This is a genomic window from Ruegeria sp. BE3 (assembly GCF_056538865.1).
In genome coordinates this window covers 108,140-128,785 of record NZ_JBQFTW010000010.1, presented here as the reverse complement: position 1 = coordinate 128,785, position 20,646 = coordinate 108,140, and the positions used below count along the sequence as shown (strand labels likewise).

Annotated in this window: 18 protein-coding genes and 1 pseudogene; 10 read left to right on the top strand and 9 right to left on the bottom strand. The window is 54.7% G+C overall.

Annotation, left to right across the window (positions count from 1 at the left end; all coding sequences use genetic code 11):
- The first annotated feature begins 427 nt into the window (after nt 1-427).
- On the top strand, nt 428-874 hold the full coding sequence (locus ACR0AZ_RS18465) for a hypothetical protein (protein WP_480668035.1): 447 nt from the start codon (nt 428-430) through the stop codon (nt 872-874).
- Nucleotides 875-1,041: 167 nt separating this feature from the next.
- On the opposite strand, the gene ACR0AZ_RS18460 is transcribed toward ACR0AZ_RS18465, so the two are convergent.
- Both ACR0AZ_RS18460 and ACR0AZ_RS18455 read right to left on the bottom strand, forming a co-directional pair.
- The gene (locus ACR0AZ_RS18460; protein ID WP_170403748.1) at nt 1,042-1,455 is read right to left on the bottom strand and encodes a VOC family protein; all 414 of its coding nucleotides are present in this window, start codon (nt 1,453-1,455) and stop codon (nt 1,042-1,044) included.
- A gap of 181 nt (nt 1,456-1,636) precedes the next feature.
- Entirely contained in the window at nt 1,637-2,473 is an 837-nt protein-coding gene (locus tag ACR0AZ_RS18455) for a VOC family protein (protein ID WP_480668034.1), read from the bottom strand.
- Between the two features lie 285 nt (nt 2,474-2,758).
- Here ACR0AZ_RS18455 and ACR0AZ_RS18450 point away from each other — a divergent pair, with 285 nt between their 5' ends.
- A complete protein-coding gene (locus ACR0AZ_RS18450) occupies nt 2,759-4,069 on the top strand; it encodes an MFS transporter (protein WP_480668033.1) in 1,311 nt (436 codons plus the stop codon).
- 205 nt (nt 4,070-4,274) lie between these two features.
- Here ACR0AZ_RS18450 and ACR0AZ_RS18445 read toward each other — a convergent pair whose 3' ends face one another.
- From ACR0AZ_RS18445 to ACR0AZ_RS18425, 5 genes are all read right to left on the bottom strand, one after another.
- Nucleotides 4,275-4,826, bottom strand: coding sequence for a 2OG-Fe(II) oxygenase (locus ACR0AZ_RS18445; RefSeq protein WP_480668037.1), 552 nt, complete (start codon nt 4,824-4,826; stop codon nt 4,275-4,277).
- A gap of 252 nt (nt 4,827-5,078) precedes the next feature.
- A complete protein-coding gene (locus ACR0AZ_RS18440) occupies nt 5,079-5,348 on the bottom strand; it encodes a hypothetical protein (protein ID WP_170403758.1) in 270 nt (89 codons plus the stop codon).
- Between the two features lie 402 nt (nt 5,349-5,750).
- The gene (locus ACR0AZ_RS18435) at nt 5,751-6,614 is read right to left on the bottom strand and encodes a LysR family transcriptional regulator (RefSeq protein WP_480668032.1); all 864 of its coding nucleotides are present in this window, start codon (nt 6,612-6,614) and stop codon (nt 5,751-5,753) included.
- 351 nt (nt 6,615-6,965) lie between these two features.
- The gene (locus ACR0AZ_RS18430; protein ID WP_480661003.1) at nt 6,966-8,540 is read right to left on the bottom strand and encodes a trypsin-like peptidase domain-containing protein; all 1,575 of its coding nucleotides are present in this window, start codon (nt 8,538-8,540) and stop codon (nt 6,966-6,968) included.
- 436 nt (nt 8,541-8,976) lie between these two features.
- Complete coding sequence (locus ACR0AZ_RS18425; RefSeq protein ID WP_480473296.1) at nt 8,977-9,594, bottom strand: GNAT family N-acetyltransferase; 618 nt, start codon at nt 9,592-9,594, stop codon at nt 8,977-8,979.
- A gap of 153 nt (nt 9,595-9,747) precedes the next feature.
- Between ACR0AZ_RS18425 and ACR0AZ_RS18420 the strand changes: the two are divergent.
- Both ACR0AZ_RS18420 and ACR0AZ_RS18415 read left to right on the top strand, forming a co-directional pair.
- Nucleotides 9,748-9,933: pseudogene (locus ACR0AZ_RS18420) on the top strand (hypothetical protein); the annotation flags it as partial.
- A 121-nt stretch (nt 9,934-10,054) separates the two neighbouring features.
- Nucleotides 10,055-11,614, top strand: a complete 1,560-nt coding sequence (locus ACR0AZ_RS18415; protein WP_480473298.1) for an acetolactate synthase large subunit — start codon at nt 10,055-10,057, stop codon at nt 11,612-11,614.
- A 217-nt stretch (nt 11,615-11,831) separates the two neighbouring features.
- Here the strand turns inward: ACR0AZ_RS18415 and ACR0AZ_RS18410 are convergent, their stop codons facing one another.
- Nucleotides 11,832-12,332 (bottom strand): RES family NAD+ phosphorylase, encoded by a 501-nt coding sequence (locus ACR0AZ_RS18410; protein WP_480473300.1) that lies wholly within the window; start codon nt 12,330-12,332, stop codon nt 11,832-11,834.
- Between the two features lie 151 nt (nt 12,333-12,483).
- Between ACR0AZ_RS18410 and ACR0AZ_RS18405 the strand changes: the two genes are divergently transcribed.
- A complete protein-coding gene (locus tag ACR0AZ_RS18405; RefSeq protein ID WP_480473302.1) occupies nt 12,484-14,025 on the top strand; it encodes a M81 family metallopeptidase in 1,542 nt (513 codons plus the stop codon).
- On the opposite strand, the gene ACR0AZ_RS18400 is transcribed toward ACR0AZ_RS18405, so the two are convergent.
- Nucleotides 14,022-14,933, bottom strand: a complete 912-nt coding sequence (locus tag ACR0AZ_RS18400; RefSeq protein ID WP_480472938.1) for a LysR family transcriptional regulator — start codon at nt 14,931-14,933, stop codon at nt 14,022-14,024. The genes ACR0AZ_RS18405 and ACR0AZ_RS18400 overlap by 4 nt on opposite strands.
- Nucleotides 14,934-15,113: 180 nt before the next feature.
- On the opposite strand from ACR0AZ_RS18400, the gene ACR0AZ_RS18395 reads away from it, so the two are divergent.
- Genes ACR0AZ_RS18395 through ACR0AZ_RS18375 form a run of 5 tightly spaced genes read left to right on the top strand, consistent with a single transcriptional unit; the run spans nt 15,114 to nt 20,627 of the window.
- On the top strand, nt 15,114-16,694 hold the full coding sequence (locus tag ACR0AZ_RS18395) for an ABC transporter substrate-binding protein (protein ID WP_480472940.1): 1,581 nt from the start codon (nt 15,114-15,116) through the stop codon (nt 16,692-16,694).
- A gap of 60 nt (nt 16,695-16,754) precedes the next feature.
- Complete coding sequence (locus ACR0AZ_RS18390; RefSeq protein WP_480473304.1) at nt 16,755-17,732, top strand: ABC transporter permease; 978 nt, start codon at nt 16,755-16,757, stop codon at nt 17,730-17,732.
- Nucleotides 17,729-18,652 (top strand): ABC transporter permease, encoded by a 924-nt coding sequence (locus tag ACR0AZ_RS18385; RefSeq protein ID WP_480472946.1) that lies wholly within the window; start codon nt 17,729-17,731, stop codon nt 18,650-18,652. The genes ACR0AZ_RS18390 and ACR0AZ_RS18385 overlap by 4 nt, the downstream gene beginning before the upstream one ends.
- A complete protein-coding gene (locus ACR0AZ_RS18380) occupies nt 18,649-19,626 on the top strand; it encodes an ABC transporter ATP-binding protein (protein ID WP_480472948.1) in 978 nt (325 codons plus the stop codon). Before ACR0AZ_RS18385 ends, ACR0AZ_RS18380 begins: the two co-directional genes overlap by 4 nt.
- On the top strand, nt 19,623-20,627 hold the full coding sequence (locus ACR0AZ_RS18375; protein ID WP_480473306.1) for an ABC transporter ATP-binding protein: 1,005 nt from the start codon (nt 19,623-19,625) through the stop codon (nt 20,625-20,627). Before ACR0AZ_RS18380 ends, ACR0AZ_RS18375 begins: the two co-directional genes overlap by 4 nt.
- Nucleotides 20,628-20,646: the final 19 nt, after the last annotated feature.

Genomic DNA, 20,646 nt, shown 5'->3' with positions numbered 1-20,646 from the left:
CGCTTTGAGGGCTATGTATAGCCCAGTCGCGAAGCAGAACTGTCGCCATTGGTGGACAATGTGGTCAACCGGACTTTGCAAAGTCTGCTTTCTGCGCATCGCTGACCTTAAAGCGCGTTGAAGCATTTTGTATTTTGGGCTCTTCGAGGCCATCGGATGCATTGCAGCATCAGCCGAAAGTTCAGTCTGAGGGATTGTTGCGGACGGCCCTGAACTGCCGTTCACCGACACATGTCGCCGCTGCGGTGCGGCCCGTAGAACCGGCCATTCGCTGCAGGCGCAAATTCTCAGGACGCACGGACTCACAGTCAGCGGACAAAGCTGACTCTGCAGGTCTGGCTACGAGTTCCCTTCCTAGCAATAAATTCCGTAGGCTCTATCATGCTGGCTTTGCCCCACTGTCGAAGGAAACAACATGTTGCGTTCAATGCTAATCCCCGCAGTTCTTATTGCACCTCATTGTCTGACTGCTGCAGAGAAAGTGTCGGTAACGAACTTCTATGTCGTCAACCAAGAGCAAATTTCCGCGGGCGAGGACGTGTTCTGGAAAGAGGACAACTATGGGACTTATACCGTTGACGAGGGACCAATCGATCCTGGGTTTGTCCGGTGCGTTGGCTCGGGTTTCGGCGGACCCAGCGGTGTCAGTGGCGGTGGCGTCTGCGTTTATGGTGAAGAAGAAGACACGTTCACCATGAGATGGGAGGTTGTTGCCTTCGGCGTCAACAACTGGCGGATCGTTTCCTCGACCGGCAAATACTCGGGGATGACTGGAAGTGGAACGACCAAAACACGTGTGGCGTCAAAATTCCTGGCGCTACCGCACCGTATTTCTGACTGGGAAGGCGAGGTTGCCTTGCCCGCTAGGGATTGAAACTCGAACTGAAAAGGTCGGGGATGATGGTGATTTGAAAGGTTGGCAAAGCCCGCATTGGGCTCTCGCCGGACCTACACCGCCAGACGTTTGGGAGGACGTAGCGCAGCGCTTTTCGACAGTTTGTCAAAGCACCGCATTTGGAGCACTGGTGATAGTTTGATGTCTCAACTGCTTTCACCATCTTTGTGGCAGACAACCTCGAGCTTAATGCCGTGTGGGTCGAGCCAATAGGCCGCATAGTGGATCCCGTATTGAGGAAACTCCTGGGGTTCGTCCAGAATATGTGACTTCCGCGAGAGTGCCCAATTGTACGCCTCATGCACGATCTCACGCTTTTCCACCGAGAATGCCAAGTGCTGTAGCCCGGTAGCGTGGCGCAAATAGTGCCCATCGTCCCTCGCCTGGTAGAAGAACAGCTGCGTCCCGAGTTTCCCATCCGGTCCGTAGTTGAATGCCGGTTCGGTTTTGAACCACTCCTTGAGGCCAAGGATCGGCATTAGCTCATCATAGTAGGCCTTCGCCGCCGCAAGATCCGGCACCGCGATGCCGATATGATCTATGAATCCCGTTCTGGGCATGACTGCTCTCCAGTTCTTAGAGCCTCATGGCCCCTACCTTAGCTGTGATCAGCCAGCTGATTTGTGCTCTTGGTTTCGACATCGAGGCTACAATGATTACTCTCTACGATGCAAAATTCGAAAAGCTTGTGCTCGTTCCCGACCCTGGTTGCGTGGCTGACATCGTGTTGCACTCCGTTTATTACGCCAGCCTGTTGCTTACCTCGACCAAATTGTCATCTGGATCGCGGAAGTACACGGACATAAGCCTGCCGACGGCGCCCAGTTTCTCAGAAGGACCTTCCACGATAGTGACGTCATGCGCGCGAAGCGTCGCGGTGATTTCCTCAATTGGTGTGTCGGTCAGTAGGCAGAAATTACCGCTTCCCGGAACGGTTTTATTCGCCAGATCCGGTGCTGTTCCCACACCTTGAAGACTGATTTTGTTTGAACCGAAGTGTAGGGACCATTTGCCGGGGCGTTCCTCTCGCGGGGTCATGCCTAACACTTGTTGATAGAACTCAAGCGTTACGTCGACATTATGAACGCAGAGAACGATGTGATCGAAGCCGTGGATGTTCATGGACAAAGCATACCTTTGGTCAGTTTCCCTGCAAGAGGTGAGCACCGTGATGTCGATCAGACCAAGCTGTCCGACCAAGCGGTTTTGAATTTGCTCGTTTGTCAGAGTTTCAATTGTCTTGCTCAGTATCCAAACATTTCCGAAAGGATCGCGGACGCGGCCCTCTCGCTTACCAGGAGGTCGGTCCTCGATTTCGATGACAACTTCCCCGCCGAGGTCCGTCATCGCCATGGTGATTTCATCCCGGATTTGCGAAACTCGGAGCTGACGCAGCATAAGCCCCTGCCCTGTTTTTCGAGACATTTTCAACGGCCCATTGCCGACTTTGAGCGAGGCCATCAGGTGTTGCAGCAGCAGCCCGCTTTGCCGACATTCGCTGCGGCAGCAAAATCTGGGCGAGCCTAAATTCACAGATCGCGGAAAAAACCGACTTTTGCAGCCACGACTTTTGCTCATGCTGAAAGTGCTCGCATCCACAGCGGTAGATTTTCGGTCGTGCAGTGATTTCCCGTTTGCGGCCATTCTACTGGGCGAATCCAGCCCGAGTTCAAGCTATGCTTTCGCTGGATTCAGCGCTTAAAATTGAACGCCAGCGAAGCGGGTTCCCAAAAAGAAAAAACGAAATTCAGTTATGGAATTTTTGTAACTTACACGATTAGCAAAAACGACATCGGGTCGCTGCCAGGAGAGAAAAAATGAGGAAACAGGTTTGACTGATTCCCAGTCCATTGAGCACTTCTCATGCATGAACGCCGAATACCAGAATGGCTTCGCCATGCGCCAGCACCCAGTGTGCCGGGATTCGCCATTCTGGCGGGATCAGAGGCGATTGCCAGGGGTATTTTGATCTCTGTTTTTCCGGTAGCGATATACAACGCGCTGAAGGATGCGCGATTTGTATCCGAAATTTATTTCGCCATTGGCACAGTTTCACTCTTGATCGGTCTTCTGGTTCCCTACCTGATCCGGTTTGTCCCAAGGAGATGGGTCTATGTATTCGGCACTCTTTCGTACGTCGCGGGTGCGGTTGTGACGACCGTTGCGACCCCTGCTACCGTTATTGCGGGGCTTGCACTCACGACTTTCGCCGTTGTGACGAAATTTGTGTGCTTCAACGCCTATGTGCTCGACCATGTTGCCAGGATTGAACTGGGACGTTTTGAGACATCTCGGCTTTTCTACAGTGCGCTGGGTTGGACGGCTGGCCCTGCACTTGGCGCGATATTGTACGAGTGGTGGCAACCTGCACCGTTCCTGATTGCAGCCGGTGCAGCGATTGTCATGCTTCTCATCTTTCTTGTTATGCGCCTCGGAAACGGCAGGCTCATCACCAGAAGCCAATGCACTCCCGCAAATCCGTTCGCCTATTTCGGGAGGTTTTTTGCGCAACCGCGATTGGTTGCCGGATGGGTATTCGCAGTCGTTCGTTCCTGCGGGTGGTGGATTTATGTCGTATATCTGCCCATCTATGCGGTTCAGAACGGGCTAGGCAGCCAGCTTGGAGGGATTGCTTTATCGATTTCCAATGCCGCCCTGTTTTGCACCCCGCTGATGCTTAGGTTTATGCAGCGCAGTTCGGTGCGCGCAGCAGTCAGAACCGGATTCCTCATGTCCGGGCTGCTATTTCTTTTTGCTGGAGTTCCATTCGGAATCCCTGAAGTCACAATCGCGTTCTTAATGATGGGCTCGATTTTCCTGATCTTGCTCGATGTTTCCGCAGGTTTGCCATTCCTTCTCGCAGTCAAACCTTCCGAACGAACTGAGATGTCAGCAATTTACGCGAGCTTTCGCGATGTTTCGGGTATTATTACACCTGGTGCCGCCTGGCTGGTTCTTCTCGTAGCACCGCTCTCTGGCGTGTTCGCCGCGGGTGGCGCAGGTTTGCTTTGGACGTGGATTTTGGCTCGTAAGCTGCACCCCCGGTTGGGTCAGACACGCATATCTGTCGAAAGTACTTCAAAGGCAGCTGGCAAAGTTGCTTCTGATATGGTGAGCCTGCCAAACTTAATCCATGAAAAATCAGTCGCCAGTCGCTTACCGACGGATACATAATAGAGGCCAGCCATTGAGTGACCAAAGCAACTCAGGCGTCAGTACCGTGCGGATTCCAGGATTTAGCAGATACGTTGGACTACAGGAAATGTCATTTCAGCGAATATGTTAAAGGCAAGCCTAACACTTTCGACTCTGTTTCCTACACGAAAGGAATCGTTAGCCTTGTAGTCTCGGACTCTAAATTAAACGAGTACGGAAAACGTTAGCGAAACGCCGGGCCATGTGCCCAGACCGTCAACGAATACCGATCACCATTCTCAACCGGTGTCACTTGATGCAACAAAAAGCTTGGAAAGATGGTCGCGCTCCCCTGATGCCGGCTGGCCGTTACAGCATAAGCGCCCGGCATAATCTCCAAGTCACCGCCGTCGTACATCCCGGGTTTGCTGAGCTGTACGACCATAGACAGCTTTCTTTTTTGGGCAACGGGCCCGTCGCCAATATCGGAATGCCACGCAAAATGACCACCATCTGATCCTTTGTAGCAGGCAATCTGCGGGCTTTCCGCGAACTCGCGAAGATCAAAGGCAAACTTGCTGGTGTTGGAGCGACGAACCAGATTGATCAGGCGTGACATCACCCAATCAGAGCCGTCGACGTCGTCCAGCCAAGTCACATCCGCTCTGCGCAGATTGTGATCCTTGTTTTGCCCGACAAGCAGAGCCTCGTTCGCCGGGGCTTTTTGTGATGCAGCAACAATTTGCTCACATTCCCGCGCGGTAAATGCACCGGGAATCGAATGAACTTCCAGCATTCTGTACACCGTTTTTGATTGGTACTGGATTTTGCCAAAACACACAGAAGGCGCTGCGCTGTTTTCGACCTAAGAGGCCGAAAGCGACGTAATTTTTTTCCATAATCTCAAATGTTTTCGGTCACGCTATCCGGAGCGGGATTTCCTCTTCGGGGCGCTCGGATCCCAAACGGTATGCGATGCGGGATCAGGGGACGCGAGTATTGCGTCACCTGTGACTGTAATATCCAATGTTCAGGCCTTGGATTTCCCTCAGCCTCCTTTGAATCGGTGATTGTGCCCGCGCCAAGGAAGTTCGCCGGTTGTGTCCCATTCGTAATCGCTCGGGCGCAAACGTCGTTCCCGGTTTTCTTTTTCCGGGTCGAATTCGGACGGGTCCCATATCTCGGCGGCATCGTCCCAATCTTGTGGGCTTTGCAAATCCTGCTGTTTTGCTGCCGAATGCTTCACGATCCCGAACCGTTGTGACGCAATGAAACGCCTTATGTGTTCGGTAACGCGATTAATCCAACGCCTATCCATCGAAACCTCCTTTCCCTCTGCTTCGATATTTTAGGGGATCAATCTTCGTTTTCGGAGTGCCAAACCTTATGATTTTTTCTCAACTGTGCTATCGATGATCTGAATAGATGTTTGTTTTCAGTATATTGCCTTTTTGAGGGTCAGTCCCCACGATTTGGCAGATTTCTATCCCTCCTTATACTGTTCTGGTCTCGATGGACGACCGTGGAGAGAAAAATGCGTTTGCACAGGTCTTTTGGTTGGAGGTACTGGGCCGTCATGGGCGGCGTTTTGATGGTCGGGATTACTGCAGGTCTAATGTTCGAGTCTGGCAAAATGCAACCCGCAGCAACCGAAGCCCTGGAGGCTTCCGAAAACTGACAATTCGCCTTCTACATGGTAAGCCGCGAGTAGTCCGCCATCTCAGGCCGTGACGGGAAACTGTTCTTTTGCAAAGGCACTCAATAGCTGGGCGGCCTTGCAGGGGAGGCTTTCAGGATCATCGTCTGCAAAAACAGCATAGGCGGCATAAGCAAACCGAGGAGCATCCTCAATCACCTTCAACCAACCGGTTTCGACTTCCTGCGCTACTACCCGCCAGGGGAAAAATCCGGCTCCCGGCTGGGCTTTCAAGTAGTTAAGGCCAAGAGTGCCAATTCCAAGCTGCAACATTGGCGTCGGAATTTCCGGAAAGTTCAGCAGGTGATCGGCACGGAACTCCGGCCCCCAGTCGATTAGAACATAGTTTTCTTCAAATGGGCTTCGCGAGGTATCGAAATCGCTGCTCACGAGTACGAAATCATCTTCGAACAACTGCATTGCGGTCAGCCCGACAGTGTTCCGCGGATCATACATCACAGCCAAATCCAGCGCGCCCGCAGTCGTTTGGCTTAGCAGTGTTTCAGTTGAAACCGTAGACCCGTGAACCGCCACATTCGGAAACGCTTGCATGAACGCTGGCATCGCGTCGATCAGGAACCCGTCCCACAAGCTGGGCACAGCACCGATTTCCAGAGCAGCTTCCACCGCATCAGGCAGGGAGGCGTCGATCCGGGCTTGTGTCCAGCACCTGACAAGTGCCTGCGCGTGTTTATGAAAGCGGTGCCCGGCCGGAGTAAGTGTAGCACCCGATTTTCCGCGCTCGAATACTGGTCGTCCGAGCTGTTGTTCGAGTGACCGAATGCGCATGCTCACTGTTGATTGCGTAACGTAAACCTTGTTGGCAGCCTCCAGAAAACTGCCCGTTTCGACAATCGCCAGAAATGTTCGCGCGAGTTCAATATCCATGGGGTATTTATTTAATTTTCAAATATAATGCATGAAGCAATTTCGCTATTCAACTAAAACAGTATGTGGCAGATTTGGCTCGTAGCATGAAACTGCTGCCGCTGTTCGGTTGCGACCCCAGGGTCTCAGAGTCCCCCATCTCGAAGTGAGTGTCGAAGAACGGCTCCCGGCAGCGCGAAGCATCTTTCATGCTACACGACCTGCCTCAGCTGATCGGGTACGCGTTGGCCTGCGTTCCCGATCCATAACAAGGAATACAATGTTTAGACCCTAGCTAAGCGCAGAACTGATACAATTCTGAGCTATCTCTGTTGACGGTAACAGTCAGCGGGAGTTTCGCCCCAGTGGCTGCTACCGGATTTCCTCCAGAAGCACTTTGAGGTGCGATACAGGAACACCGATGTTGGAGCCGCCAAATTCAGGTAAGATCGCGGCATTGATAGCCACCACCTCGCCATTTCGGTTCAGGGCAGGTCCGCCGCTTCCGCCGGTTGTGGTTTCAGCATCATAAACGACTGCACCGGGACTGGTCTGGGCGACGATTCCCCGGCTGGCCAGAGGCCTGATCTTGTTCTGCTCTGAAAGATTTTTTGCAATCGTCCAGAAGTCGACGGCGCCATCGCTCTCCAGCGTTTTCAGAAAATCCGGCCCGGCCTGCACAATCAAGGCCTTTAGGCCAGTTGGAAATCCAAGCAGGAAAACTTCTTCACCTGCACGCGGCGGGTCAGGTGCCAGTGTAAGCCCAAGCCCTTGAACACGGTTCGCATCAACGGACAGAAGTGCCAGATCGGCCGTTTTGCTTGCCCTAAGCAATACCGCTTCCATTGGCTCGGATTGTTCTGGCAGATAAGCCAGCAGACTAAGTATCTCGGCTTCAAGCCCTGCTGCCTTCAGGGCCTGTGCCCGATCCCCGGTCGTCCAGGGCAAGGCGACATGACGGTTGGTCACCAACAGAGAGGTGTCCTGCAAAAGAAACCCGGTCCCGGTGAACTGAAACTCTGCCGGCGCGCCTGCCGCATCTGGCTCAATCCACGGTTTCCCGAATGGAGTTTTTAGTTTCTCCCCGTCTGGGCCAAGCACATGCCGCAGTAATTTGCCGCTTTCGGTTTGACGCAATCCGTAGGCCCCTTGGATAAAGGCAATGGATCGCGTCGAGCCCGTTATTACCCGCCTGGATGCACCAGCACGCTCTTCCAATGTCCCAAGGCGCTGTTCGGTGGAAAGCACCTGATTGTCAAACGCTTCTCTGAGCGCGACCAGATCATCCGCCGTCAATGCATCTTCTCGCGTCTGCGTAAGCATGACAGCAACCGCCTCGATCTTGAGAGATTCCTGTTTCAGGCTATCCGCCAGCTTCCGATCGTTCTGAAAAAGCAAATAGCCAAAGGCTGTAATCAGTAGAAGTAGACCGATAACGGTAAACCGGAACAAAACCGTGGTTTGTGATGTCAGTCGACGTCCGCCTTCGCGCAGCGCACTGGACATTTTGCTGGCGAAGGGTCGTCGGCTGGAGCGCGCATACACATAAGCGTCACTTATTATGTCTTCGACCGTGTGATGTGCAGGGAATGAGTGGTCACACATCCTGTAGCGCGACATGGGACCCTTTTCACCAAACTCGATCATGTCGCCATGCCTAAGAACTGCCGAAGCAGTCTTTTGACCATTGACCCAGATTTCCCGGCCGGGCAGCGCGTTTAGCGTGTAACCGCCTTGCGACCATTGAAAGGTCGCCACATCTTCGTCATGTGGGGGTACATCCTCTTTCCGCCTTATCTTCAGGATACGGTCTTGACCTAGTGAAGCGGACAAAGCGGTGCCGACAAGCCAGGTTACGGTTCCGCGAGACGGACCGGTCAAGCTTTCCAGAAATGCCCGGACATTGCCCGTTCCATATTCCGTATCGCTTTCATCCGGTAACCGCATGGTTCATCTCTGATCTTATGCGTTGCAAGCAGTTTATCATGCGCAATTGTGAAGCTGCCACAGCTTCCACGGAAAATGTTTGGATCGCGAGAACGGATCGTCAAGTTATAGATGACAACCCCATTTGTCCGGCCCAACTCCGGCTTGATAGACGTTCCCTCTGCACTAGCAACAGTGACCATACTTAACGTTTGCAACACTTCTGGTACTGCGGCTCCACCAAACGAGAAATTCGAATTCACAGGCTAGGCTCACAGTTGACCTAGGGTGCATCACAGTATCAGCGACAGGGCCAGCAGACGGCCCATAAGAGACATTCATCGCAGTCACTGGTGCCGCAGTGCGGCTTCACCAGACCGGCCATTCGCTACGGACATAAATATCCTGAAACTGCCGAACTCACAGATTGCAGACAATGCAGCCGTTTGATCTACCGCTATTGGGCGGCTCGAAACATCGGAAACAGGGGTGGGGCTTGGTCGGCTTTGATTAGACCCATCTCTTGGAAACCATAGCGCTTATACAGCGATAGATTTGTAGGGTTTGTCGACTCTAAGTAAGCAGGTCTTCCATCTTCATCACAACGTTTGAGGCAGCATTCAAGCAACGCGGACCCCAATCCTTTTCCTTGGCGAATTGGATCGACCGCAATAAATGCTAAATGCCAGCAATCCTCATCGGGATGATAATTGTCCATCTGCCCGAAGGTTTCGAACAACGCATCATGCTTTTCTGGTGAGACCGTCTGCTCAAAACAGGCGACAAGCCGTTCTTCGTCAGGGTGAATGCTTGGCGGAAGCCAAAGTGCGCCAGCAGTGAAATCATCGTTCCGAAACGCGCTACCCTGTTCAAATGCACGCCCGCCAAAGAAATCCATTACTCGCGGGAAGTGGGTAAGGAAATCGGCAGGTTCAGGATACAGCCAACGCATGAACGGGTCCGCAGAAAATCCAAGAGCAAGTCCGCTTAACAAACTTTCTGCTTCACTTCGGGTTGATGATCTAAACATGAAATTACCTTTGGTCGTTACACCTCGATTTTCACGTTTCAGCATGTGGGCCGCAAATACTTGTTGTCAAATGCGCAATTTATTGTCCTGCTCAAGCAACGATGGATGGCTACGTCGAGCTCCCAGCAGGCCTCTGAGGCGACGCAGCATCCTGTAATATTGTTTCTCGTCAATGTCGGGTTGTCGTTGTGGGAGGGCATGGCGGATCGGAGGATCAGTCATGGAAACCCAAACATACCTGCCGTTCGCGCGCTTCGCCCAACCTGGAACAAAGGACGTATCGTCGGTCAGAAGCGGCCGCCAAAACCCAAGCATGTCTGGGCGACCCGAGTTCGACTTGAACTGGCCGAAAACCACCACGATTTCGCGTTGTTCAACATGGCATGTCTTACGGGCGAGGGCATCGATGACGATTGACGGCCTGCACATCATCGAAAGCTTTTTCAGTTACTTTTAGATTGTCTCTCCCATAAAGTTCGTTGAAATCAGAGTTGGCGGTGATCGAATGAATGGCGCAGAATCGTTAGTCAAAACCTTTCTTCACAATGGTGTGGATACGGTTTTCGCCAATCCAGGCACGTCTGAAATGCACTTTGTTGCGGCTCTTGATAGACATCCCGAGATGAACTGTGTTCTGTGCCTGTTCGAAGGTGGAACGACGGGCGCCGCTGATGGCTACTACCGCATGAAACGGGACGTCGCCGGCACTCTGCTGCATCTTGCACCGGGGCTAGGCAACGCATTTGCCAATCTACACAACGCCCGAAAATCAGGGTCCGGGATCGTGAATGTGGTGGGAGATCACGCAACACATCACCTGCGCTATGAAAGCCCACTCAGAGGCGACATTATTGGCGTAAGTCAGGCCATAAGCCATTGGACACGAGTTTCTGATCAGGCCACAAGCGTCGCATCGGACGGGGCCGCAGCCATCCAGGCCGCCCGATCTCAAAACGGCCAGATCGCCACTCTTGTTCTTCCCGCCGATACTGCTTGGGATGCAGCGACTGGCCCTGCGACGAATAGCATTCTGGCCCAACCACTTCATCGCCCGTCCTTGGAAGGCATCGAGGCCGCAGCCATGCGTCTGAAGACTGCAAACGCGGCTTTGATGATAGGTGGTTCCGCGCTTTTTGGTCCACTTCGTGTACTGGCTGGAAAAATTTCCGTCAAAACCGGATGCCGCCTGTTGGCGGATACTCTAATCCCTCGAATTTCGAAGGGGGCCGGGGCTGCCAAATTGGATCAACTTGTGTATCCAATTGCACCCAAGATCGCTCAGCTTGAACAGACATCGTCAATCACTTTGATCGGCGCCGACCAACCCGTTGCCTTCTTTGCATACCCGGGCAAACCGAGCACACCCGAGCCCGCCGGTTGCACGGTTTCAAGCCTGTGTGCTCCGACGGATGATATTGCCTGGACTCTTCAAACACTGGCAGATGCGGTTGGTGTTTCGAGCAAGACACAGCTGAACACATACGCTCTCGACCTGCCTCCAATCCCAACCGGAGATCTCACCCTAGCGAAAGTCGGCCAAGCGTTAGCGGCCCTCATTCCCGAGAATGCTATCGTTTGCAATGAATCCGTGACGTCCGGGTTTCACGTCATTCCTCCGACTGCAACCGCGCGACCACATGACTTGCTTGGGGGAACCGGTGGTGCGATAGGGCTTTGCCTACCGTGCGCAACCGGCGCAGCAATTGCATGTCCAGATAGAAAAGTAATTGCTCTAACAGGCGATGGATCAGCCATGTATACGTTGCAATCTTTGTGGACGATGGCACGCGAAAGCCTGGACGTTACGGTGATTGTTTTTGCAAACCGCGGCTATCAAATCCTTCGAGATGAGCTGGCAAATGTCGGTGTTGAGAGTTTTGGCAAGAATGCGGAGGCAATGTTTGATGTGGAAAACCCAACGCTTGATTGGGTTGCGCTCGCTAAAGGGCATGGGGTTCCCGGAATACGAATTGAAGACACCGATAGCTTTGCAAAAGCCCTTTCCGCGGGGCTATCACGTGACGGCCCTTCCTTGATCGAAGTCATGTGCCCGCCAGCATCTTGAACACAAATTCTTTTTGAAACGGGCGACCCAAAGCCGCCTTTCGTTACCCAAAGCGAAGCTACATTTTGGCACTGAAAGCAGACTGTCACGAGCGCTCAAACAACATGCAAAAAAATGTCATTGGCGTGCCAGAAGAGAACTCATGACAATGTCCTCCACACAGCCAATTTTCGCGATGACCATAATTGCGAAATGATAGTTGGTCGCACCTTAAACGTCACCGATAATCCGGCAGGACGGAAACCGGCTTCACTTCACTACGCCGAAACACGCCAGGTGCGCCTGGCTCGCTCCATCGAAATAAAGTTATGTGCCAAAGACCCGGACGCCTTCGCGAAGGGTCAATCAACCCGATATGCCGATCTGTTCTGAGCCGATCAGCAGCGAGCCATGAAGACGGCTCTCCGCCCGCAGCTAAGAGTTTGCGCCAGGGCTGACTGGCGAGTGCATAGATATCCGCGGCTTCGGGGCTGCGCAGATCGAATAACGCACATCGTTCCACCTCGAAGGTCAGCACAACCCGCGGGCGATCATCCTTCCTAACGTCCTGACCAATAGCGACTTTTGCGCTTTCGACATCAGGGCTCAGATACAAAGCGTCCTGCCCCCGGCGATTGAACCGGGCGGGTGGGCGATCCGGTGCGCCGCGCATGAGGTGAACGTCTGGGTCATCGGCCCAAACAATCTTTACGAATTCTCCGGAAACTTCTGTCAGCATAACGGGTGGCACTGATCGTTTGCGCGTCGCGTTATAGGAAAGACGCAAGGCGGCAGTGGTTTTCCTAGAACAGAGAAGACGCATGATATCTTGATTGAAATCACCTACTCATGTTTCCTCGCACTGTGTTGCATTTCCAAAGGCCTCTCGCATGACGGCTCCAAAGATCGCCCTCCTTGGCGCAATTCTCGAGTCAAATCGCTTTGCACCCCCGGCTGATTTGTCAGACTTTAAGTCTCTGACATGGCTTACAAGCGATGCTTTGATGTCTGAAGCCAGATCCGCGACACCAAAGCTGGCAATAGAATTTGCGGCCTTTGTCCGGGCGATGGATGCTACGGGCGACTGGACGCCGGTACCCTGTATCTTGGCAGCCAGCCATCCCGCAGGTCCAGTACGAAAAACCGTGATCGAAGAGATCATGGTGACTTCGGAAGACATGCTTCGCTCAGCTGGCCCTGTCGACGCAGTCTACATCTGCAATCACGGCGCGATGGTTGCCGAGCACGACCACGACCCCGACGGTTTGTTGATGTCACGCATTCGGAGAGTTGTCGGACCGGACGTACCTGTCATCGCGACACTCGATTTGCATGCAAATATCTCACAACGGATGGTCGATGCCTGTGACCTGATCGTCGGCTATCGGACCAATCCTCACGTCGATCAAATAGAACGTGGCGAGGAAGCCGCCTTTTCGCTGCACCGGGTTTTGGCGTCGGGCGTCCGGCCCCAAACCGCGCATGTTAAACTGCCTCTTGTTCCGGCATCCGTGACCCTGCTAAGTGCCGAGCACCCGTATGGCGCGCTGATCGACCATGGTCAGCGACGACAAGCCGAAGGTCGAGGTGAGATTCTAAACGTATCGATCTTCGGTAATTTTCTTTTCTCCGACACGCCCGACAACGGTCTGAGCATCGTTGTCACCGCGCGTGAGGACCAGAAGGCGGCCAATGCACTGGCGGAAGAATTGGCAGACATGGCCTGGTCATTGAGGAAGGATTTCGTTCGGAAACTGACATCCGTGACGGAAGCGATCTCAATTTCCGCTGACCAAGCGCGCACGCCTGTGATTTTCTCCGATGCCGGTGACAATCCTGGTGGCGGCGGCAGTGGCAGGACGACGGAACTGATAGCCGCTCTTCATGCGGCAAAAGTCGAAGAATGCCTATTCGGTTCCTTTTGTGATCCGGAACTTGCGAACGAAGCCCATGGCATCGGTGTCGGCGGCAAATTCAGGGCACGATTCAACCGGTCTTCCGATTCCAGCGCTTTCTGGGCGCAATGGGATGTGCCTTTTGAGGTGGATGCAGAGGTCTTGGGTCTCCATAATGGAGATGTGGTAGGTGAACTGGGCATGACGGCTGGTCGGAGATTGGCCCTAGGGCCATCCGCTGCGCTTCGTATTGGTGGTATCACCGTGGTGGTGATCACCGATCGCACACAGACTGCCGACCCCGTGTTCTTTCATATGTTCGGGCTGGATATTGCGTCTGCCCGGACTGTTGTTGTGAAATCCCGAGGCCACTTTCGGGCCGGGTTTTCCAACTGGTTTGGGCCAAACCAGGTATTTGAGGTCGACACGGGCGGGCTTACGTCGCCAGTTCACGACCGCTGGCCGTTTGCGAATTTGCCACGACCGAACTTTCCGATGGACGTCGACACCTCGTGGTCGGCTAAGATGCTGCGCTAGACGGGCTCTGAGTATTTGTCCTGCGGCGTCGTCAACTTGACAAATCGCATGAACTGGCGGGCAAGCTGAGAAGGTGGCCTGCCTGATGGAAGTACAAAGCTCGTGTCATAAAAAATGGCGGCGTCAAATGGCCTGACGACGACACCTTCCATCCCTGACGACAACAACGGGAAGGGATTGATCAGCGTCACGCCCAAACCCTCGCGGACGAGCTCCAGTGCGGCCATGTTCGTTGCCGTTTCTGCGACTTGTTTCGGCCGAATTCCAGCGCGCGCAAAGATCTTTTCGGTGATCGCTCGCGTCCCCAGCCTTCGCAGAAACTCGATCAGCGCGACGCCTTCAAGGTCGTGCGGCGTCACCACTCGTTTTTCCGATAGCGGATGGTTGCTCGGCATGGCGCAGACCACCTGACTGCGGCGCCAAGGCATGAGATGAACACCCGTTCGTTGGATCATCGCACTCGTCAAACCAAGATCATAGCGGAGGTCGAGAATGCCGGCGACCAGCACGTCCGTGGCCTGAATATCCAATTGAAGCTGCTTTCCTTCATTCTTCTTGAGAAAACTGGCCACCCTGGAGATGACAAAGTGATGTGCCAGAGTCGGCGGCACGATCAGGCGTAACGGCTCGTTATCCGGAGTAGCCCATTCTGCGCCCTCAATGTCCGCCAGCGTCTCGAAAATTGGGTCCAGTTTTTCGTTGAGACGCAAGGCTTCGTCTGTTGGGTCGATACGTCCCGATCGCCGGAGAAAGAGCGATCGCCCAACACGGGCCTCGAGTTGTGACAAGGACCGGCTCACGGCAGACTGCGAAATCCCGAGACGCCGCGCGGCGCCGATGGTTGTCCCAGTCGTGATCACGGCTCTTAGCGACTCGAACTCGCGCAGTCTGTGTCTGTGTTCCGTCATGCTACATTACTCCCCCGGTACGAGCGGCTGAACATCCAAACTCTTGGATTGGTCTATGCAAAGTCGCATAGCAATAAGTATTGGCAATGATTTTTGCGGTAGCTAGTTTTTTTTATAGGGCGCGGGATCGGCCAAAGATTCGCCCATTCACAAGCGCCAAACAAACAGGGAGTCTTTTTGATGAGGAAACTCACATCTGCGACAGCCGTCGCTGTCAGCATTTTGGCTTTCGGCGCCGGTGCTGTTTCGGCCGAAAAACTAACGATCGGCCTCGCTTCGGAGCCGACGTCACTCGATCCGCATTTTCACAACCTGGGTCCGAACAACGCGATGTCCGTGCACATCTTTGACCGGCTGATCGCGCAGGATGAGAAGCAGCGCCTATCGCCGGGTCTTGCCGTGTCATGGGAGCCGATTGATGAATTGACTTGGGAGTTCAAGCTGCGTGAGGGCGTAAAGTTTCACGACGGAAGTGACTTTACGGCGGACGATGTAGTCTGCACCATGGCGCGCGCGCCGGACGTACCGAACTCTCCATCGGGATACGGCACCTATCTAAAGGGTAAGGAAGTCATCAAGATCGATGACTACACGGTGCACTTCAAAACGGCCGCACCTTATCCGTTGATGGGCAATGACATTTCCACGATCCCTGTGATCTCAGAAGTGGGCTGCGAAGCAACGACGGAAGACTTCAACGCGGGTACGGCCGCCATCGGCACAGGGCCGTTCAAGTTCCAAAGTTACACACCGGGTGAAAGCATCGTACTGGTGCGGAACGACGACTACTGGGGTGACGCGCCGATCTGGTCCGAGGTGGAATTCCGCCCAATCACGTCCGGTCCGAGCCGTGTTGCATCGCTTCTTGCCGGTGACGTCGACATGATATCGGGCGTACCAACGACCGATATCACAACACTTCAGGGCAATGATGGTATCCAGCTGAGCCAGGGCGTGTCCAACCGAGTGATCTATCTTCACATGGACCAATTCCGCGAGGATTCACCCTTTGTGAAGGCCAACGGTGGCGGCGATATCAAGAACCCCCTCATGGACGTCCGCGTCCGCAAGGCGATCAGCATGGCGATCAACCGCGATGCAATCGTTGAGCGTGTCATGGAGGGGGTTGCCCTGCCCGCCGGCCAGCTTCTGCCCGAGGGGTTCTTTGGCGTGTCCGACAATCTGGACGTCGTGGCTTATGACCCGGACGGTGCTAAAGCGCTTCTGGCTGAAGCCGGTTATCCCGATGGATTTGAAATGACAATCCATGGGCCGAATGACCGTTACATCAACGACGCCAAAATTGCCGAGGCAATTGCGCAAATGTTGACCCGTGTTGGCATCAAGACAGCCGTCGAAACAATGCCGCGTTCGGTATACTTTGGACGCGCGTCCAAAGGCAGCCCAGAGGGTCTGCCGGAGTTCAGCTTTATCCTCGTCGGATGGGGCGCGGGGTCCGGCGAAGCGTCCTCGCCTCTCAAATCGCTGATCCACACCCATGACAAGGATGCGGGCTTTGGATCATCGAACCGTGGCCGGCACTCGGATGCTGAAACCGACGCACTGATCGAAGAAGCCCTGCGAACAGTCGATGACGCAAAGCGGCAGGAACTGCTCGCCGCGGCGACAGAGCGCGCGATCGAGAACGTGGCGATCATTCCGACGCACTTCCAGGTCAACACCTGGGCGGCCAAAAAAGGTCTGAGCTACATCCCTCGGACCGACGAATACACTCTCGCGACAGGCGTCGTGAAAGAGTAATCGCAATGCATCCGGGCCGCCTTCGCAGCGGCCCGGAGCCTTTGCCCAGGGAATGTCCTCATGACCGTTTTTGTCATTCGCCGATTGCAGCAAGCAATGCTTGTTGTCTTCCTGATGTCGGTGATTGTCTTTTTCGGCGTCAATATCGTTGGTGACCCGGTCTACATGCTGGTCAGCCCCGACGCGGATCAGGCTGACATCGAAGCTGCAATTCGACGGCTTGGATTGGATCGGCCTATTTGGGAACAGTACTGGTTGTTCCTCAAAGGTGCTGCACAGGGTGACCTCGGCGACAGTTTCGTCTTCGGTGAGCCCGCGCTCAAACTGATCCTGCACCATATGCCTGCCACGATGGAACTGGCCTTCAGTGCACTCTTTCTTGCTATCGTGATCGGTATTCCATTGGGTCTTTATGCCGGGCTCTATCCCGACAGCCCGCTGTCCAAGGGCATTATGGCTGGCTCAATCCTTGGGTTTTCGCTGCCGACCTTCTGGGTCGGGCTTATGCTCATCATGCTGTTTGCCGTAGAACTTAGATGGCTCCCAGCGACAGGGCGCGGCGATATCGGCTCGTTTCTTGGGATTCACAGCAGCCTTTTTACGCTCGATGGGTTGAGCCACATCTTCCTGCCTGCTCTCAACCTAGCGCTTCTTAAGATTTCACTGGCAATCCGCCTTACCCGAGCGGGTGTCCGGGAAGCGATGGGACAGGATTACGTGAAGTATGCCCGGGCCAAAGGGCTTTCGACCCGACGCATCATTCTGGTGCATGTAATGAAAAACATCATGATCCCGGTAGTGACCGTCATGGGCCTCGAATTCGGTAGTTTGATCGGGTTCTCGGTGGTGACTGAATCAATCTTCGCGTGGCCGGGAATGGGCAAACTGCTGATCGACGCAATACTGCAATTGGATCGGCCTGTCGTCGTCGCCTATCTGATGATCATCGTACTGTTCTTCGTGCTGATCAATCTGATCGTCGACATACTCTACTCGATCCTCGATCCGAGGGTTCGTTTGCAGGATCAGGGCGCATGACCGACACCGTCACAGATCATTCTCTGACCCCCGCCAAGTCCCCTAAAGTCGAGACGCCGTTCCAGCGATTTCGGGCCGAGTTCTTCGAAAGCAGGATCGCAACAGCGGCGCTCGGCATATTCCTGATCATCGTTCTGCTGGCCATCCTGGCACCCTGGATCACGCCGCAGAACCCCTACGATCTTGGCCAGGTCAGCGTCATGGATGGGCGCTTGCCTCCAGGTTCCGAAGCATTCGACGGATACACGATGTGGCTCGGTTCGGACGGGTCTGGACGCGATCTCTACTCGGCAATTCTCTATGGCTTGCGTATTTCTCTGACCGTTGGGCTTGCATCTGGGGTGATTGCCCTTCTGATCGGTATGGCGATCGGTCTGGTCGCGGCCTACGCCGGAGGCCGGACCGAAGCGTTCATCATGCGCATCGTGGATCTTCAACTGTCGTTCCCGGCATCGCTTGTTGCGCTGATGATGGTTGCGGCACTTGGTAAGGGTGTCGACAAGATCATCCTCGCCCTCGTGATCGCGCAATGGGCTTATTACGCCCGCACGGTTCGCGCGACCGCGCTTGTCGAGCGTGGCAAGGAATATGTCGAAGCCGCGCAATGCCTTGGAATATCGCGACCCCGGATCGTCTTTCGCCATATCCTTCCGAATTGCATGGCGCCTCTGATCGTCGTTGGCACGGTGCAAACCGCCAGCGCAATCTCATTGGAAGCGACGCTTTCGTTTCTTGGCGTAGGCCTTCCACAGACTGAACCGTCGATTGGGGTGCTGATCGCAAATGGCTTCGAGTACATGCTGTCCGGGCGCTACTGGATATCCGTTTTCCCCGGCATCGCGCTCTTGCTGACGGTCGTGTCCATCAACCTTGTGGGCGACCATTTGCGCGATGTTTTGAACCCGAGGTTGAAGAAATGACGGCAGTACTCGAAGTCAGCGGGCTAAAGACCCACTTCTTCACGCACGCGGGTGTGGTCAAGGCCGTAGATGGTGTGGATTTCACCGTCTCCAAGGGCGAGGTAATGGGTCTGGTGGGTGAGTCCGGGTCGGGCAAGTCGATCACCGGGTTTTCCATCCTTGGGCTGATCGATCCTCCCGGGCGCATCGTCGATGGGTCAATCCGTTTTAATGGTGACGAGATCGCGAACGCACCGGAAGAGCGACTCAAGACCTTGCGTGGCAACCGAATCTCGATGATCTTTCAGGATCCGATGATGACTCTCAACCCGGTCCTGCGCGTCGATACGCAGATGATCGAGGCCATTCTCGCCCATGAAAACGTAAGCCGCCAAACCGCCTGGGAAAGAAGCCGTGATGCGCTTGGTTTGGTTGGCATCCCATCGCCGGAAGAGCGATTGCAAGCCTATCCGCATCAGCTTTCCGGTGGGATGCGGCAGCGCGTGGCGATTGCGACAGCCTTCTTGAACCAGCCGGACCTCATTATTGCCGACGAGCCGACGACAGCGCTCGACGTGACAATTCAGGCGCAGATCATCCACGAGGCACAGAAGCTGACGAAACGCACGGGAACCGCGATGATCTGGATCACGCATGACCTTGCCGTTGTGGCAGGGCTCGCGGACCGGATTTCGGTGATGTACGCAGGACGGATCGTTGAGCAAGGCAGTATCGACGATGTTATCGACCGTCCGTTGCATCCCTATACGGTCGGGCTTCTCGGATCGGTTCCGACGGCGAACCGGCGCGGGCAGCGTTTGTTCCAGATCGAAGGGATGACGCCAAACATGCTCGCCCTGCCTGAAGGATGCGCCTTTGGACCGCGTTGTCAGGCCCGAACGGCAGCGTGTTCCAAGCGCCCCCCGATTAAGGACGTGGATGGCCGCAGCCTTCGCTGTTTCAATCCGCAACGCACCAAGGAGACGACGCTTTGAGTGAGCCGCTCGTTGAAATCCGAGGCGTTTCGAAGCGCTTCACCAAACGTTTGGACGTCGCGGGGAAAATCGCACAGCGACTTGGCGCAAACATCCGGGAAGAAACGGTCCATGCTGTCGATAACGTGAACCTGTCGATTCAAAAGGGTGAGGTTCTGGGATTGGTCGGCGAATCCGGCTGCGGCAAGTCCACTTTGGGACGTGTTGTTGCCGGCATTCACCCTGCAAGTGACGGACAGATGTTCTACGGAGGCAAAGATGTTGCGACGTTGAACGGCACCGACAAACGCGCGGCGACCCTCGCAATTCAGATGATCTTCCAGGACCCCTTTGCCAGCCTAAATCCGCGAATGCGCGTCGAAGATATCATCGGCGAAGCACCGCGTATGCATGGGATCGTCCGCAAGGCAGAGAGTGCGGAATACGTGGACGACGTGATGCGCAAGGTCGGCCTCGACCCGTCGCTCAAGCGGCGTTACGCGCATCAGTTTTCCGGCGGTCAGAGGCAACGGATTGGAATTGCACGTGCGCTCGCCGTGAAGCCGAAGTTCCTTGTCTGCGACGAAGCCATCGCTGCGCTGGACGTGTCGATCCAGGCGCAGGTTATCAACTTGTTCATGGATCTGCGCGAAGAGCTGGGCCTGACCTATCTGTTCATCAGCCATGACCTGAGCGTCGTCGAACACATCGCCGACCGCGTGGCGATCATGTATCTGGGCCGCATTGTCGAGAGCGCATCGACTGAGGAAATTTTTTCGGACCCACGCCATCCCTACACGAAAGCGCTGCTTGCAGAGGCTCCGCGCCTTGATCAGCGCCGGCGTGAGTTTGCCCCGATTGAGGGGGAAATTCCGTCGCCGCTCGATCCGCCATCTGGATGTACCTTCCACCCGCGTTGCCCGGTGGCGACCGCTGAGTGCCGCACCACTGTTCCTGAACTGAAAGCGGGGCGCGGCGGGCGCGAAACGGCTTGCCTGCTGGAACACGCCGAAACCGTTTGAACGAGAAGCTGGAGAGCCC

What these genes read in the sequence shown, in the direction of transcription:
- ACR0AZ_RS18465 (WP_480668035.1), top strand. Translation starts at nt 428, where the DNA reads ATGCTAATCCCCGCAGTTCTTATTGCACCTCATTGTCTGACTGCTGCA.
- ACR0AZ_RS18460 (WP_170403748.1), bottom strand. Translation starts at nt 1,455, where the DNA reads ATGCCCAGAACGGGATTCATAGATCATATCGGCATCGCGGTGCCGGAT.
- ACR0AZ_RS18455 (WP_480668034.1), bottom strand. Translation starts at nt 2,473, where the DNA reads ATGAGCAAAAGTCGTGGCTGCAAAAGTCGGTTTTTTCCGCGATCTGTG.
- ACR0AZ_RS18450 (WP_480668033.1), top strand. Translation starts at nt 2,759, where the DNA reads ATGCATGAACGCCGAATACCAGAATGGCTTCGCCATGCGCCAGCACCC.
- ACR0AZ_RS18445 (WP_480668037.1), bottom strand. Translation starts at nt 4,826, where the DNA reads ATGCTGGAAGTTCATTCGATTCCCGGTGCATTTACCGCGCGGGAATGT.
- ACR0AZ_RS18440 (WP_170403758.1), bottom strand. Translation starts at nt 5,348, where the DNA reads ATGGATAGGCGTTGGATTAATCGCGTTACCGAACACATAAGGCGTTTC.
- ACR0AZ_RS18435 (WP_480668032.1), bottom strand. Translation starts at nt 6,614, where the DNA reads ATGGATATTGAACTCGCGCGAACATTTCTGGCGATTGTCGAAACGGGC.
- ACR0AZ_RS18430 (WP_480661003.1), bottom strand. Translation starts at nt 8,540, where the DNA reads ATGCGGTTACCGGATGAAAGCGATACGGAATATGGAACGGGCAATGTC.
- ACR0AZ_RS18425 (WP_480473296.1), bottom strand. Translation starts at nt 9,594, where the DNA reads ATGCTGAAACGTGAAAATCGAGGTGTAACGACCAAAGGTAATTTCATG.
- ACR0AZ_RS18415 (WP_480473298.1), top strand. Translation starts at nt 10,055, where the DNA reads ATGAATGGCGCAGAATCGTTAGTCAAAACCTTTCTTCACAATGGTGTG.
- ACR0AZ_RS18410 (WP_480473300.1), bottom strand. Translation starts at nt 12,332, where the DNA reads ATGCTGACAGAAGTTTCCGGAGAATTCGTAAAGATTGTTTGGGCCGAT.
- ACR0AZ_RS18405 (WP_480473302.1), top strand. Translation starts at nt 12,484, where the DNA reads ATGACGGCTCCAAAGATCGCCCTCCTTGGCGCAATTCTCGAGTCAAAT.
- ACR0AZ_RS18400 (WP_480472938.1), bottom strand. Translation starts at nt 14,933, where the DNA reads ATGACGGAACACAGACACAGACTGCGCGAGTTCGAGTCGCTAAGAGCC.
- ACR0AZ_RS18395 (WP_480472940.1), top strand. Translation starts at nt 15,114, where the DNA reads ATGAGGAAACTCACATCTGCGACAGCCGTCGCTGTCAGCATTTTGGCT.
- ACR0AZ_RS18390 (WP_480473304.1), top strand. Translation starts at nt 16,755, where the DNA reads ATGACCGTTTTTGTCATTCGCCGATTGCAGCAAGCAATGCTTGTTGTC.
- ACR0AZ_RS18385 (WP_480472946.1), top strand. Translation starts at nt 17,729, where the DNA reads ATGACCGACACCGTCACAGATCATTCTCTGACCCCCGCCAAGTCCCCT.
- ACR0AZ_RS18380 (WP_480472948.1), top strand. Translation starts at nt 18,649, where the DNA reads ATGACGGCAGTACTCGAAGTCAGCGGGCTAAAGACCCACTTCTTCACG.